The following is a 13,466-nucleotide window of genomic DNA, read 5'->3' as shown; positions in this document are numbered from 1 at the left end:
CGCCGTACGCTGGCCCTTTCCGCAGCCGTACGACGCGAAGGGCCGCCAGAGGATGAGCACGCAGCACACGTACCGGGTCATTGTCCGGGGAGCCTGGGACGGGCTGTCCGAGGAGAGCAGGACCCGGTTGCTCGCCGAGCAGGACGTGCACGGCCTGACGTCGATGCAGTTCGCAGCGGCGGGCTCCCTCACGTACGACGTCCCGCTGAAGCACTTCTCGATGCGCTACCTCGTGGAGTCCGACGCGGCGGACGGCCCGGAGATGGCGTCGGCGATCGCCGAGGACCGTGCCGAGTCCGCGTTGAAGGAGCTGGGCCACGCGCACGGCGAACTCCGCTCCACCGCGACCGACATGGACACGATGAAGATCAACCGGAAGACGCGGCGCTGAGTCCTGGACCGTCCGGGAGCGCGGCGGTGACGTCGAGTTCCACGAGCTGCCCGGTGAAGCCGAGCCGGGTGACGCCCAGGAGGGTGCTCGCGGTGCTGAAGGCGGGCCCGAGCGGCGAGCCGACGAGCCGCTGCCAGACGGCCCCGAGCACTTCGGTCTCGTCCGTGACGACGTAGATCACGGTCCGTACGACCTGCTCGGGTCCCGCGTCGACGGCGGCGAGCGCGACCAGGGTGTTGGCCACGACCTGATCGGTCTGGGCGAGTACGTCGCCGGGGCCGGCCAGGTCTCCCGCCGCGTCCAGGGGGCACTGTCCGGCGAGGTGGGCGGTGCGGCCCGCTTCGACGACGGTGATGTGGTGGTAGCCGGGGGTCTTGTGCAGGGCTTCGGGGTTGACGCGGGTGAGGTGGCCGGTCGTGCGGGTGGGGTGGTCAGTCATGCGCCCCATGTTCGTTGCCAAAGTCCCTTGCGGGCAAAGGCTTTTGGGGCCGGCCGGCCCTGGTCCGCAGTTCCGGCGCGGTGAGCGCCCAGCGTTCGTGGTCGCGCCAGGCTCCGGCGATGAAGAGGAAGTCCGGGGAGTAGCCCTCGTAGCGGAAGTGCGCCGCCCGGACGAGGGCGAGGGACGCCTCGTTGCCCGGCTGGATGTTGGCCTCCAGGCGGTGCAGGCCGAGCCGGCCGAAGGCGTGCCGCAGCACGAGGTCCAGGGCTTCGCCCATCAGGCCCCGGCCGGCGGCGTGGGCGAACGCGCCGTAGCCGAGGGCGCCGTTGCGGAACGAGCCCTCGACGATGTTGTTGATGTTGATGAAGCCCGCGATGCGGTCGTCGTCTCGGGTGCAGACGAGGAAGCCCGCCCGGTTCGGGTCCTCGATGAGGGTGCTCGCGTAGCCGCGGAACGCCTCCGGGGTCCGTGGCGGTGCCAGCCACGGCCGGTGCAGCTCCCGGCTCTCGCGGGCCCGCGCGGTGAACTCCGCCGCGTCGCTGTGCCGGAACGGCCGGATGCCCACCCTCGGCCCCTCTGCGAGGTGGCGGGCACAGTGGGCGGCAGGTTGTTCGGGCATCCGGCCAGGCTACGTCCGGCGGCGGGCACGGCGTGCCGCGGGGCACCCCCGCGACCGGTCCCGCGACCGGTCCCGCGACCCGTCCCGTGATCGGTCGCGTACCGCTACGGGCACTTCTCGCCCGTCTTGACCACACCCAGCCTGAGCGTGCCGCCGCTCAGCTTGGCGCCCGCCTTCGGGGACTGGGTGCAGACCTTCCAGTTGGGCGGCCACAGCACCTTGCGGTGGTCCCCGCTGAGGTCCTGGATGTCGAGGGCGGTCTCGGCGCTCACCGTGCTGTAGACGCGGAAGAGGTTCCTGCCGACGAAGTTGGGCAGCGGGTCGGGTGCGTCGGCGGTCACCGCCACGGCTGCCGTCGCCGGTGCCGCTGCGGCCGGGGCTGCCGCGGCCACGCCCGCCGAAGCCACGCCCGTCGAGGCCACCGTCAGGGCGAGTACCGCACCGGCCGCCGCCGTCGCCGCACGCTTCCGAATCACTTGTGCCTCCTGCGTCGCTGGGGAAGGGGGCTCCCGCCCCACGGTGACCAGGATGAGCAGATCCCGGGCGCCGAGGGGCGGTCGGGCGGGCCGTACGGGTGACGTCACGGGGCCTGACTCCGTGGATTACGGTCCTGCCATGACGAACACCACCCCGAAGCGGATCGAACGAGTGCCCTTCACGGGCGACGAGAAGTCGACCCTGCTCGCCTCGCTCAACCAGCACCGCGACATCGCCCTGTGGAAGCTCGACGGACTGGACGACGAACAGTTGCGCCGTCCCCTGACCCCGACCGGCACGAACCTGCTGGGCCTGGTGAAGCACCTGGCGGCGATCGAGTACGGCTGGTTCTGCGAGACCTTCGGGTACGGGACAGAGAAGCTGTGGTTCGCACCCGAGGACGACATGGTCCTCTCGCCCGACGAGACGACCGCGCAGATCGTGGAGCTGTACGGGCGGGCCCGCGCGGCCTCGGACCGGGTGGTGGCCGAGCTGGACCTCGACCACCTCGGCACGTCCTGGGACGGTACGACGGTGTCGTTGCGCTGGGTCCTGGTGCACATGATCGAGGACACCGTCCGGCACACCGGACACATGGACATCGTGCGCGAGCTGATCGACGGGGCGACGGGCGACTACCGGACCACCTGGGACTAGAACACCCGCCGCACCGAGTCTCCCTGACGCTACGTCACACCAGTGCGGGCGCGTCCACCGTCAGGGTTCCCGCGTCCGCGTCCAGCACCGCCGGGACCCCCAGCGGCACGGTCAGCGCGGTCGCCGAGTGGCCGAGGCCCAGCTCCTCTACCACCGGCACGCCGAGCCCGCCCAGCCGGTCGAGCAGCAGCGGCCTGATCTCCTCCTGGTACGACCCGCAGTCCACCCACGACCCGAGGGCGATCCCCGCGACGCCGTCCAGCCAGCCGGAGCGCAGGAGCTGGGTGAGGATGCGGTCCAGCCGGTAGGCCTGCTCGCCGACGTCCTCGATGACGAGGATCCCGCCGCGCGCCGAGGGGCGGGCGTGCGGGGTCCCGAGGTCGGCGGCGAGCAGCGAGACGCAGCCGCCGAGGGTGACGCCGTGCGCCCGGCCGGGCACCAGAGCGCGGGCGGTGGGCAGCCCGAGGGTGCGGACGGTCTCCGGTGCGAAGAGGGTGGCGCGCAGCGAGTCCTGGGTGGGCCCGTCCTTGAGGAAGGGCAGGCTGGCGGTCATCGGTCCGTGCAGGGTGGCGACGCCCATCCGGACGGCGAACGCCTCGTGCAGTGCGGTGATGTCGCTGTAGCCGACGAAGGGCTTGGGCCGCCCGTACGCGGCGGTGGCCGCCCGCATCGCCGCCCAGTCGACGAGGTCGACCATGCGCTGGGCCCCGTACCCGCCGCGTGCGCACAGCACGGCGGCCACGGAAGGGTCGCACCACGCCTCGGTCAGGTCGCGGGCACGCGCGGCGTCTTCGCCTGCCAGATAGCCGAACTCCCGGTGCCTGTCGCCGACATGGGGCATCACCACCGGGTCCAGGTCCCAACCGCGCAGGATGTCGAGCCCCTGCTCCAGGCGGTCCTGAGGCACCGGTCCACTGGGGGCGACGATCGCGACGCGCGCGCCGGGGCGCAGCCTGGCGGGGCGGGACAGTTCACCAAGGGCGGCGGGACGGATGGTCACTTGTCGAGCTCCAGTCGTGGCACGTCGGTCCTGTCGATTCCGAACGCCTGGGCGTACAGGGAGAGTTCAGCCTCCAGGGCCCGGCTCATGGTGTCCGCCCTGCGGAAGCCGTGCCCCTCCCCCTCGAAGGCGATGTACGCGTGCGGAATGCCGCGCCCGGCCATCAGCCCGAGGAAGCGTTCGGCCTGGACCGGCGGGCAGACCGGGTCGTCGAGCCCCTGGAGCAGCAGGAAGGGGGCGGCGATGCGGTCGGCGTGACCGGCGGGCGAGCGTTCCGCGTAGGTCTCCGGGCAGGTGGCGAGCGGGCCGACCAGCGATTCCAGGTACTGGGACTCCAGGTCGTGGGTCTCGTCGTCGGCCCAGGAGACCAGGTCCAGGACCGGGTACTTGATGGTGCCGCAGGCGTAGACGTCCGTACCGGCGAGCGAGGCCGCCGTGGTGAAGCCGCCCGCGCTGCCGCCGCGGATCGCGAGCCTGCCCGGGTCCGCGGTGCCCTCGTCGGCGAGGGCGAGGGCGACGGCGGCGCAGTCCTCGACGTCGACGACGCCCCACTGGCCGCGCAGCCGGTTGCGGTACTCGCGTCCGTAGCCCGTCGAGCCGCCGTAGTTGACCTCGGCGACGCCGATGCCGCGCGAGGTGAAGTAGGCGATCTCCAGGTCGAGTACGAGGGGGGCGTGGGACGTGGGGCCGCCGTGCGCCCACACCACGTACGGCGGGAGTTCCTCGGCGGGCGCGATCCGGCCGGGGTGGTGCGGCGGGTAGATGTGTGCGTGGATGTCGCGGCCTTCGGGCCCGGTGAAGGTGCGGATCTGCGGTTCGGGGTAGTAGGCGGGGTCGACCGGGTCGTCGTGCGGGGAGCCGATGACGCGGGCCCGGCCGGACGCGGGGATGAGTTCCACGACCTCGTACGCGCTGCGCGGGCTGGCGGCGACGCCGACGACGCGGTCTCCGTGCACGGTGAGGGTGGCCGACCACTTGGTCCACGGGCCCGCCGTATCGACGAGTTCGCCGGTCTCGGGGTCGAGTATGCCGAGCGCGGTGGCACCCCTCCCGTGGACGACCGCGATCAGTCCGCTGTCGAGGGGGTGGAACCAGCGCATCCCGATCTGCCACAGCGGCCCGCCGAACTCCTCCTCCCTGCCCAGGCAGAGAGCCCCGCTGATGCGTCCGCCGTCGCGCCGCAGCCGGTAGAGCTCCCACCAGCCGCCCCGGTCGGAGACGAACAGCAGCGTGCCGTCCCGGTCCCACTCGACCTGGCAGACCGACTCCTCGTCGCCGCCCGCCAGGATCCGTACCTCGCGGAACTCCCCTCCCCCCGCCGGGATTTCGGCCACCAGTACCTCGGTGCCGTCCCACGGCATCCGGGGGTGGTCCCAGCCGATCCAGGCGACCTGCGTCCCGTCGGGCGAGATCCGGGGGCCGGTGACGAAGCGGTGCCGGCCGTCGCTCAGCTCCCGCACCAGGGCGCGGTCCTCGGCCGCGGACCCGTCCAGCGGTACGGCGGCGATCACCCGGCGCACGTCGGTGGGCGCCTCGCCGGTGAACTCCTCCAGTACGCACCACACTTCGCCGTCGCGGATCACCGGGTCGACCCAGCGCAGTCCGCCGCCGACGGCCGACACGGGGGTCAGCGGGCGGGGGCCTCCGTCGGCGGTGAGCGCGTCCGGCTCGTACGCGTACAGCCGCTGATCGGCGAAGTTCACGAAGACGACGAGCGGGCCGCCCGTCTCCCGCGCGGTCCCGGCCCAGGGCTGCCCGCCGTACTCGACGACCCGGCTGCGGACGTTCCACGGCGCGGGCAGTACCGTCTCCTCGACGCCGTCGGGACGCAGCCGCACCAGGGCCCGTCGGCCGCCCTCGCCGGGGCGCGGCACGGTCCACCACACTTCGTCACCGACCATGCCGACGAACTCCGGGGCGCCGTCGTGCGACGCCGCGAGCGCCGCGTCGATCGGCGACGGCCAGCTTCCGTAAGGCCCGGTGGGCACCATGCTGTCAACTCCCCCAATGGGATCAGACGCCCTCAGGTCAGGCGTTCCGAAGGTAATGGTCCAGGACGCGCACCCCGAAGTGCAGTGCTTCGACCGGGACTCGTTCGTCGACCCCGTGGAAGAGTGCCCCGTAATCGAAGCCCTCGGGAAGCTTCAGTGGCGAGAAGCCATAACCGGTGATGCCGAGGCGGGAGAACTGTTTGGCGTCGGTGCCGCCCGACATGCAGTACGGCACCACATGTCCCTCGGGAGCGAACTTTCGTACGGCATCACGCAGTTGACGGTAGGTCGGGGAGTCGACCGGCGCCTCGATCGCGACCGAACGGTGGTGGAACTCCCAGTCCACATGCTCCCCGGTGAGCATGTCCAGCGTCGACCGGAACTCGTCCTCGCCGCCGGGCAGAAATCTTCCGTCGATGTAGGCGGTGGCGCTGCCCGGGATGACGTTGACCTTGTACCCGGCGTCCAGCATGGTCGGGTTCGCACTGTTTCGTACGGTTGCTTCGACGAGCTCGGCGGCCGGGCCCAGCTTGTTCAGCAGCGCGTCCACGTCGAAGGCGGGGTCGTCGGTGTCCGGGGCGTCCAGGTCGTGCAGCGCCGCCAGTTCGCGCAGACAGGCCCGTACGGTCGGGGTGAGGCGGACCGGCCACTCGTGCTGGCCGATCCGGGCGACGGCGGAGGCTACCCTGCTGACCGCGTTCTGCCCGTTGACCTTGGAGCCGTGCCCCGCGGTGCCGTACCCGGTCAGCTTGAGCCAGCCCGTACCGCGCTCGCCTGCGGCGATGGGATAGATCTGACGGCCGGGTCCGGCGTGGAAGGTGTACGCGCCGGACTCGCTGATGCCTTCCGTGCAGCCCTCGAAGAGGTCGGCGTGCTCGTCGACGAGGAAGTCCGCGCCGTCGATCGCGCTGGCCTCCTCGTCGGCGGTGTAGGCGATCACGATGTCCCGGCGCGGGCGCACCCCCGCGCGCGCCCAGGCCCGTACGACGGAGAGCACCATCGCGTCCATGTCCTTCATGTCGACGGCGCCGCGCCCCCACACCACCCCGTCCCTGACCTCGCCGGAGAAGGGGTGCACGGACCAGTCGGCGGGTTCGGCGGGGACGACGTCGAGATGGCCGTGGACCAGGAGCGCATCGGCGCCGGGGTCGGCTCCGGGGATGCGGGCGACGACATTGGTACGTCCCGCGGTGCGCTCAAGCAGCCGCACGTCGAGGCCGGTCGCGGCGAGGCGCTCGGCGACGTACTCGGCGGCGGGGCGCTCGCGGCAGTCGCCGCCGCCCCGGTTGGTGGTGTCGATGCGGATGAGGTCGGAGGTGAAGGCCACCACCTCGTCCAGCGCGGTCTCGTCGATCACGGGGTCACCCATACTGCTCCTCCACAGCGGACGAGACGATCGTGGTGACCGCCTTGAAGGTACGAATGCCCTCATACATCGTCGGGCTGGTGTAGGAGACACGCCGTTCACCGGTTCGGTCCACTCCCGGCACCACCGTGGCGACGTCCGAGAGATGGGTCGCGTCGAACTCCAGCTCCACGGTGAACGACCCGCCCCGCACCGGCTCGTGACGTACGGCCAGCGGCACGGCCTCCTTGGCGGCGGCCCGGATGTCGGCGGCGGTGCGGGTGGGGGTCCGGCACACGGCGGCGTACCGGGAGACGTGGTCCTTGACCGCGACCCTGCGGGCGTACGGCGCGTATCCGTCCGCGTCCTTGCAGGTCAGGTCGTCGCCGGTGACCAGCACGACAGGGACTCCGTACTCGGCGACGACGTGCGCGTTGAGCAGGCCCTCGCTGGCGCGCCGCCCGTTGAGCCAGACGCCGGTGATCGAGTTGGCGAGATAGGTGTGCGCGAGGACACCCTCCGTACCGGCGCCGGTGTGGTAGCCGACAAAGGCGATGCCGTCGACGTCGCCGTGCTGGACGCCCTCGACCATGCTGAGCGACTTGTGGCGGCCGGTGAGCATCCGGGCGCGTTCGTCAAGCCGTTCGAGCAGCAGGTTGCGCATGGTCCAGTGGGCCTCGTTGATGAGGACCTCGTCCGCTCCGCCGTCGAAGAAGCCGAGGACGGCCGCGTTGACGTCGGAGGTGAACATGGACCGGCAGCGCTCCCACTGCGGGGTGCCGGGCAGCACGTCGGCGGGCCAGGTGACGCCGGTGGCGCCCTCCATGTCGGCGCTGATGAGGATCTTCACCGCTGCTCACACCCTTCTCTTCCGTACCACTGACATCCGGGGACATCCGTCATGCCCGGTGAGTGTACGGACGGTGTCCGGCAGCCCGGCCGGCGGCCGCTCCCGCGCTCAGCCGGTACGCCCCACCACCAGCCACTTCGAAGGCAGCTCGATACGGGTGCCGTCCGCGAGGTACTCGGTCGTCGTCAGCGGCATGTCCCCGCTCGCCAGTACGGCGAGCCCCGCCGCCCGGAACAGCCCCGGCACCTGCGCGTCCGGCATCACGCCGGGGGCGATCCCGTGCGCGAACACCGGGCGGAGCTTGGGCGGCGGCCCGTCGGGGTGGCGCGCCAGCTCGCGCAGGATGCGCCCGGCGGCCTCGGCGGGCTCGACGACGAACGCCCGCCCCCGCTCTCCCACCAGCGTGGCCACGGCCGCCGCCACCGGCCCCCGGTCCGCGCTCTCGCACTGGTGCAGCACGCTGCGCAGATACACCTGGGCATCGCCCAGCTCCCGGTGCAGCTGCCGTACCTCACCGGTCTCGGTGGCGTCGGCGACGGTGAATCTCACCTGCCCGCCCGGGTCGCTGCGGCGGGCCCGTGCGATGGCGGCGGGGGCGAGGTCCAGGCCCGCGACCCGGGAGAAGCGGTCGGCGAGGAAGAGCGTCTGGGTGCCGTTGCCACAGCCCAGATCGACGACGGGCAGGGCGGCTTCGGTCATGAGCGGCTCGAAGAGGGCGAGGTGGATGCCGGCGGTGAGGGCGGGCTCGGCGTCCCAGAGGACCGCGCCCACCCGGTCGGGCGCCTCCTGCCAGAACCCTTCCCAGGCGTCCTTGTAGCGGCTCGTCACGCTCATGGTCAGCTCCCGGGGTTCGGTGGGCCAATGGTGAAGATCCGCTCCACCGTCCCGCTCCTGCGGGCGCGCTACAAGGTGTCGACATACACCTTTGTCGGCCGTTCGAGCTGCGCCGACAGCCGCGCACGCCGCGCACGCGCCGTGCACGCTGGGGTTGACAAAGAGGCGGCGGCCGGTCCCGCCGGGACCGGCCGCCGCTGCCCGCTCACGTCAACCGCCTTGCGGCACGGGTGGGTTCAGTCCTCGTGGCCGAGCTGGAGGTCGCGTTCGGTGCGGCCGCCGCCCGCCACCTGGAGGACGGTGGCCACGGGCGGGTACCCGGCCGCGATCACCGTGTACTCGCCCGTCGACAGGTCGACGAAGCGGAACGTGCCGTCCGATCCGGTGGTGAGGGTGTCCACCACGTTGCCCGCCGCGTCGAGCAGCGTCACCCGGGCGTCCTCGACGGGCCGGCCGCCGCCGGCCCGCACGGTGCCGCGCAGTACGGCGCCGCCCGCCAGCTCGATGTCCTGCCGGGTCTCCCGCGCCGCCTGCACGCTGACCGGCAGCGCGGCGGGCCGGAAGGCGGGGGCGCTCGCGGCGAGGGTGTACTCCCCCGCGACCAACTCCGTGATGACGTAGCCCCCTTCGCGTCCGCTGCGCGTCGAGGCGACGACTTCGCCGCGTACGTCGGTGAGGGTGACGGCCGCGTCGCGGACGGGCGTGCCGTCCGCCGTGAGGACGGCCCCGGCGAGCCGGCCCGCGCCGCCGAGCACCACGTCCAGTTCGACCGGCCGCTCCCCCACGGTGACCGTGACGGCCTGCGGCTGGTGCCCGCCGGCCGCCGCGATCAGTACGTACGATCCGGGGCCGCGCACGCTCAGCGCGTACCGCCCGTCGGAACCGCTGGCGCCCCGGCCGACCTGCTTGCCGCCCACGTCGATGAGGGTGAGCGCGGCGCGCGGCACGGTGGAGCCGTCGTGGTGCTGGACGGTGCCGCAGACCGGGACACCGCCCGACTGCTGGGCGGGGAGCGGGAGATGGGGGGCGGGGAGGGGACGGCTCACGGGCTCGGCTGCCGCCGCGGGGGCTGCGGCGGGGGCGTTGTGCGCGGACACCAGTGGTTTCTCCTTGAGGAAGCAGGCGATGAGCAGGCCGAGCACGAGCACCGGCACGAGGTAGAGGAAGATGCGCGGCATGGCCACGGCGTACGCCTCGATGTAGGCGTCGCGCAGCAACGGCGGCATCGAGTGCACCAGCTGCGGGGTGATGGACTCCGGATCGGGCAGGTCGACTCCGGTCGGCAGGGAGTCGGCGAGCGCGTCGACGAGGCGGCCCGCGAACAGCGTGCCGAAGATCGCGGCACCGACGGAGCCGCCCATCTGCCGGAAGTAGGTGTTGGCGCTGGTGGCGGTGCCGAGGTCGCCCTGCGGTACGGAGTTCTGCACGGCGAGCACGAGCACCGGCATGATCAGCCCGATTCCGGTGCCGAGCACCGCCATCCACAGGCTGTAGTGCAGCTGCGAGGTGTCCGTCTCCAGCCGCGACAGCAGCCACATCCCGGTGGCGGACAGCGCGCTGCCGACGATCGGGTAGATCCGGTAGCGGCCGGTCCTGCTGATCAGCTGTCCGGAGACGATGGAGGCGACGACGACGCCGCCCATCATCGGCAGCATCAGCAGTCCCGACTCGGTGGCGGTGGCCCCGTCGACCATCTGGAGGAAGGTCGGGAGGTAGCTGGCGGCGCCGAAGAGCGCGATACCGACGACGGCGCCGACGAGTCCGGTGATGTTGAAGATCGAGTCGCGGAACAGCCGCAGCGGAATGAGCGGTTCGGCCGCGTAGTACTCCACGACGACGAACAGCAGGGACGTCCCGGCGGCGCCGGCCGCGAGACCGAGGATCACCCGCGAGTCCCACGCGTACTCCGTACCGCCCCAACTGGTCAGCAGGACGAGGCAGGTGGAGGCGGCGGCGAGCAGGATCGCGCCCATGATGTCCAGACGGGGCCGCACGGTGGGCTTCGGCAGCTTCAGTACGACGGCGACGACGGCGAGGGTGACCAGGCCGAACGGCACGTTGATGTAGAAGCACCAGCGCCAGGAGGCGTGGTCGGTGAAGAACCCGCCGAGCAGCGGCCCGGCGACGGACGCGAGCCCGAAGGCCGCCCCGACGAGCCCCATGAAACGACCGCGCCTGCGCGGCGGCACGATGTCCGCGATGATCGCCTGCACACCGATCATCAGGCCGCCCGCGCCCGCGCCCTGGATCGCGCGGAAGGCGATCAGCTGGTCCATCGTCCGGGACCAGCCGGCCAGCGCCGAGCCGATGACGAAGACGACGATGGCGAAGAGGAAGACGCCCTTGCGGCCGAAGAGGTCGCCGAGCTTTCCGTAGATCGGCAGCCCGATGGTCGAGGTCAGCAGGTAGGCGGTGATCGCCCAGGACATCCGGTCCAGGCCCTGGAGATCGCCGACGATCTTCGGCAGGGCGGTGGCGACGATCATCTGCTCCAGCGCCGCGAGCAGCAGCGCGAGCATCAGCCCGCAGAAGACGAGCCGGGTACGGCCGGGCGAGCCGTACTCGTCCGGAGGGAGCCCCCCGGACTCCCGCTCTGCTTCGTGCGGGGCCGGTGCCGACGGCCCGGACCCCTCCGTCCCCGTGCGGACCCGGGCCGGACGCGTCGCGTCCGACTCGTCCTTCAGCAGAGTGATGCCACCCACGTAATCGCTCCCCTCGTCGCGCCTGTCGTCACGCCTGCGCCGCCCATTTGTCGCATTCGGCAACAAGGCGGAGCAAGCGCGACGATTGACGCGCGGGGCGTACGCGGGCGGACTTCGGGCCGGTGGGAGCCCCTACGGCGTACAACCGACCGGCACGGAAGACCACTCGAACCGGTGAGTCCCGGATCTTCCCGTAACGCCCGTTGCGGGGCGGGGAGTTGCCCCTGTGGCGCACAGAGTTGGCCCTGCGGTGCGGGGAGTCGTCCCTGCGGCGCGCAGAGTTGGCCTGCGATCCGGGGAGTTGCCTGTCCCCCCGCCTACTTCTCCACCTCGGCGGCGAGCTTGGCGAGCACCGAGTCGTAGATCCGGCCGAGTCCCTTGGGGGCGAAGGTCCGCTCGAAGAATCCCCCGATGCCGGTGGCACCGGTCCACACGGACGTGACGACGGCCTTCGCGGAACCCTCACCGGCCGGGGTGACCGTCCAGGTGGTCACCATGGACGAGTTGCGGTCCTTCTCGACGAGCTGCCCGTCGGTCGGCTCGGTGACCTCCAGCAGGCAGTCGCGCACCCGCTTGCTGGTGGCCTGGAGTTTCCAGTGGACGAGGGTGCCCTCGCCGTCACCGCCCTCACGCACTTCGTACTCGCTGAAGTGCTCGGGCAGGAGCTTCGCGCGCGTGCCGCTGTAGTCGGCCAGCGTGTCGAACACCGTCTCCGCATCCGCCGCGATGATCCGCTCCGTCGTGGCCTCTACCTGCGCCATGCCTCTTCCTCCAGCAGTCGGTTTTCGGGTGGGTCCCCCAGGGTGTGCGCTCACCCAACCACCTCGGGGGCGGCCGCCAAAATCGGGGGAACACCACCGACGCCACGCACATCGCCACGGGAACGAACGTCGGCCGGCACCCGAGCACGGCCCATATCCAGCTGCGCCCAGGCACCCACCCGCGCGAAGATGCCACATGGCCTCCACCCCCGGCATCCGCCTGCGCCCCATGACCCTCGCCGACTGCGGGGCCGTCGCCGCCTGCCGCGTCCTCGGCTGGCAGCACGCCTACGGGGGCCAGGTCCCCCAGTCCTACCTGGACGCGATGAACATCCCCGACGACACCGAGATCCGTCGCAAGCACTTCACCACCGCCGGCCCCGACGTGATCAACCTCGTCGCCGAACGCACGGGCCGGGTCGTCGGCTGGGCCTGCTTCGGCCCGTACCGCGAAACCGAGGGCGCCGAGCCGCACAGCACCCCCGACCGCCCGACCGCCGAGCTCTACACCCTCTATGTGCACCCCGACCACCTCTCCACCGGCACGGGCCGCGCCCTGCTGGCCGAGTGTGCCGGGCGGGCGCGCACCGCCGGGTTCGCCGCGATGAGCATCTGGGTGCTCAGCACGAACGACCGCGCCCGCCGCTTCTACGAGAGGGCCGGGTTCACCTGCGACGGCACCGAGGAACCCTTCGAGCTGGGCGGCGCCACCCTGCACGACGTCCGCTACACGAGCCTGCCCAGCGCCGCCGCCGCTGCCGCCCCCAGCCTCGGGTGGTCCAGTGCCGCGTCGAGCACCTCCGTGGCCCGTACGTCCCGCAGCTGACCCAGCCCCTCGACGCAGGCGAGCGCCACCCGCCAGTGCGGCTCCCTGGGGGCGAGCAGGCCGCGCAGGGTGGTGATCAGGGCCGGCACGGACTCGGGTGCGCGCAGTGCGGTGAGCAGCCGGACCGGCTGCAGGGCGTACGCGGTGCGCATCGTGTTCGTCGCGAGCGCCGCGGCGGCGCGCGCCGTACGCGGGTCGCCGAGCCGGGCGAGCGCGTACGCGGCGGAGACGCACCGCTCCGGGTCCCGGTGGTTGAGCAGCAGGACGAGCGCCTCGAAGGCCCGCCGGTCACCGGCGCAGCCGAGCCGGAAGGCGGCGATCTCCCGCGCCCAGAGCGGCTGTTGGGGTTCGGTGAGGACCCGGGCGAGTATTTCGTGGTCCCCTGTCGCGATCAGTCGCTCGTACGAGGCCGACTCCCCGGCCTCTTCGCCCAGCCGGTCGATCAGGGACCGCAGTTCCTCGTCCATGCGGCCAGCGTAGCCAGCACGGCGGCACTCCGGGCGGCGTAGATCACATCCGGTGGGGTCGGTCCGGGGCTGGCGCGCTCGTTACTCGCCGGTTAGTCTCAAGTGAG

The 13,466-nt window shown here is 72.1% G+C and carries 14 protein-coding genes; 3 read left to right on the top strand and 11 right to left on the bottom strand.

Features of this window, described 5'->3' with window-relative positions; genetic code table 11:
- The first annotated feature begins 52 nt into the window (after nt 1–52).
- Entirely contained in the window at nt 53–391 is a 339-nt protein-coding gene (locus tag ACH4SP_RS08295) for a DUF6204 family protein (protein WP_398411370.1), read from the top strand.
- On the opposite strand, the gene ACH4SP_RS08290 is transcribed toward ACH4SP_RS08295, so the two are convergent.
- From ACH4SP_RS08290 to ACH4SP_RS08280, 3 genes are all read right to left on the bottom strand, one after another.
- Entirely contained in the window at nt 369–830 is a 462-nt protein-coding gene (locus ACH4SP_RS08290) for a RidA family protein (protein WP_398411367.1), read from the bottom strand. The genes ACH4SP_RS08295 and ACH4SP_RS08290 overlap by 23 nt on opposite strands.
- The gene (locus ACH4SP_RS08285; RefSeq protein WP_398411364.1) at nt 823–1,449 is read right to left on the bottom strand and encodes a GNAT family N-acetyltransferase; all 627 of its coding nucleotides are present in this window, start codon (nt 1,447–1,449) and stop codon (nt 823–825) included. The genes ACH4SP_RS08290 and ACH4SP_RS08285 overlap by 8 nt, the downstream gene beginning before the upstream one ends.
- A 104-nt stretch (nt 1,450–1,553) precedes the next feature.
- Entirely contained in the window at nt 1,554–1,925 is a 372-nt protein-coding gene (locus ACH4SP_RS08280; RefSeq protein WP_398411361.1) for a hypothetical protein, read from the bottom strand.
- 139 nt (nt 1,926–2,064) lie between these two features.
- On the opposite strand from ACH4SP_RS08280, the gene ACH4SP_RS08275 reads away from it, so the two are divergent.
- Entirely contained in the window at nt 2,065–2,583 is a 519-nt protein-coding gene (locus tag ACH4SP_RS08275; RefSeq protein WP_398411359.1) for a DinB family protein, read from the top strand.
- Nucleotides 2,584–2,617: 34 nt separating this feature from the next.
- Here ACH4SP_RS08275 and ACH4SP_RS08270 read toward each other — a convergent pair whose 3' ends face one another.
- The 7 genes from ACH4SP_RS08270 to ACH4SP_RS08240 all read right to left on the bottom strand — a co-directional run bounded on the left by ACH4SP_RS08270 (nt 2,618) and on the right by ACH4SP_RS08240 (nt 12,066).
- On the bottom strand, nt 2,618–3,583 hold the full coding sequence (locus ACH4SP_RS08270) for an LD-carboxypeptidase (protein ID WP_398411357.1): 966 nt from the start codon (nt 3,581–3,583) through the stop codon (nt 2,618–2,620).
- Entirely contained in the window at nt 3,580–5,574 is a 1,995-nt protein-coding gene (locus ACH4SP_RS08265; RefSeq protein WP_398411355.1) for a prolyl oligopeptidase family serine peptidase, read from the bottom strand. Before ACH4SP_RS08265 ends, ACH4SP_RS08270 begins: the two co-directional genes overlap by 4 nt.
- A 37-nt stretch (nt 5,575–5,611) precedes the next feature.
- The gene (locus ACH4SP_RS08260; RefSeq protein WP_398411351.1) at nt 5,612–6,943 is read right to left on the bottom strand and encodes a M20/M25/M40 family metallo-hydrolase; all 1,332 of its coding nucleotides are present in this window, start codon (nt 6,941–6,943) and stop codon (nt 5,612–5,614) included.
- Nucleotides 6,936–7,769, bottom strand: a complete 834-nt coding sequence (locus ACH4SP_RS08255) for a M55 family metallopeptidase (RefSeq protein WP_398411349.1) — start codon at nt 7,767–7,769, stop codon at nt 6,936–6,938. Before ACH4SP_RS08255 ends, ACH4SP_RS08260 begins: the two co-directional genes overlap by 8 nt.
- Before the next feature lie 108 nt (nt 7,770–7,877).
- Nucleotides 7,878–8,603: a methyltransferase domain-containing protein gene (locus tag ACH4SP_RS08250; protein WP_398411347.1), complete on the bottom strand. Its 726-nt coding sequence runs from the start codon at nt 8,601–8,603 to the stop codon at nt 7,878–7,880.
- Nucleotides 8,604–8,839: 236 nt separating this feature from the next.
- Nucleotides 8,840–11,305: an MFS transporter gene (locus tag ACH4SP_RS08245; protein ID WP_398411345.1), complete on the bottom strand. Its 2,466-nt coding sequence runs from the start codon at nt 11,303–11,305 to the stop codon at nt 8,840–8,842.
- Between the two features lie 317 nt (nt 11,306–11,622).
- Nucleotides 11,623–12,066, bottom strand: a complete 444-nt coding sequence (locus tag ACH4SP_RS08240) for an SRPBCC family protein (protein ID WP_398411343.1) — start codon at nt 12,064–12,066, stop codon at nt 11,623–11,625.
- A gap of 196 nt (nt 12,067–12,262) precedes the next feature.
- Here ACH4SP_RS08240 and ACH4SP_RS08235 point away from each other — a divergent pair, with 196 nt between their 5' ends.
- Entirely contained in the window at nt 12,263–12,892 is a 630-nt protein-coding gene (locus ACH4SP_RS08235) for a GNAT family N-acetyltransferase (RefSeq protein ID WP_398411341.1), read from the top strand.
- Here ACH4SP_RS08235 and ACH4SP_RS08230 read toward each other — a convergent pair.
- Nucleotides 12,793–13,359, bottom strand: coding sequence for an adenylosuccinate lyase (locus ACH4SP_RS08230; protein ID WP_398411338.1), 567 nt, complete (start codon nt 13,357–13,359; stop codon nt 12,793–12,795). The two genes, ACH4SP_RS08235 and ACH4SP_RS08230, sit on opposite strands and share 100 nt — an antisense overlap.
- Nucleotides 13,360–13,466 lie beyond the last annotated feature (107 nt).

Origin of the sequence: Streptomyces sp. NPDC021093 (assembly GCF_044333135.1) — a bacterium.
Classification (GTDB): Bacteria; Actinomycetota; Actinomycetes; order Streptomycetales; family Streptomycetaceae; genus Streptomyces.
This window is presented reverse-complemented; position numbering and strand designations above follow the sequence as displayed.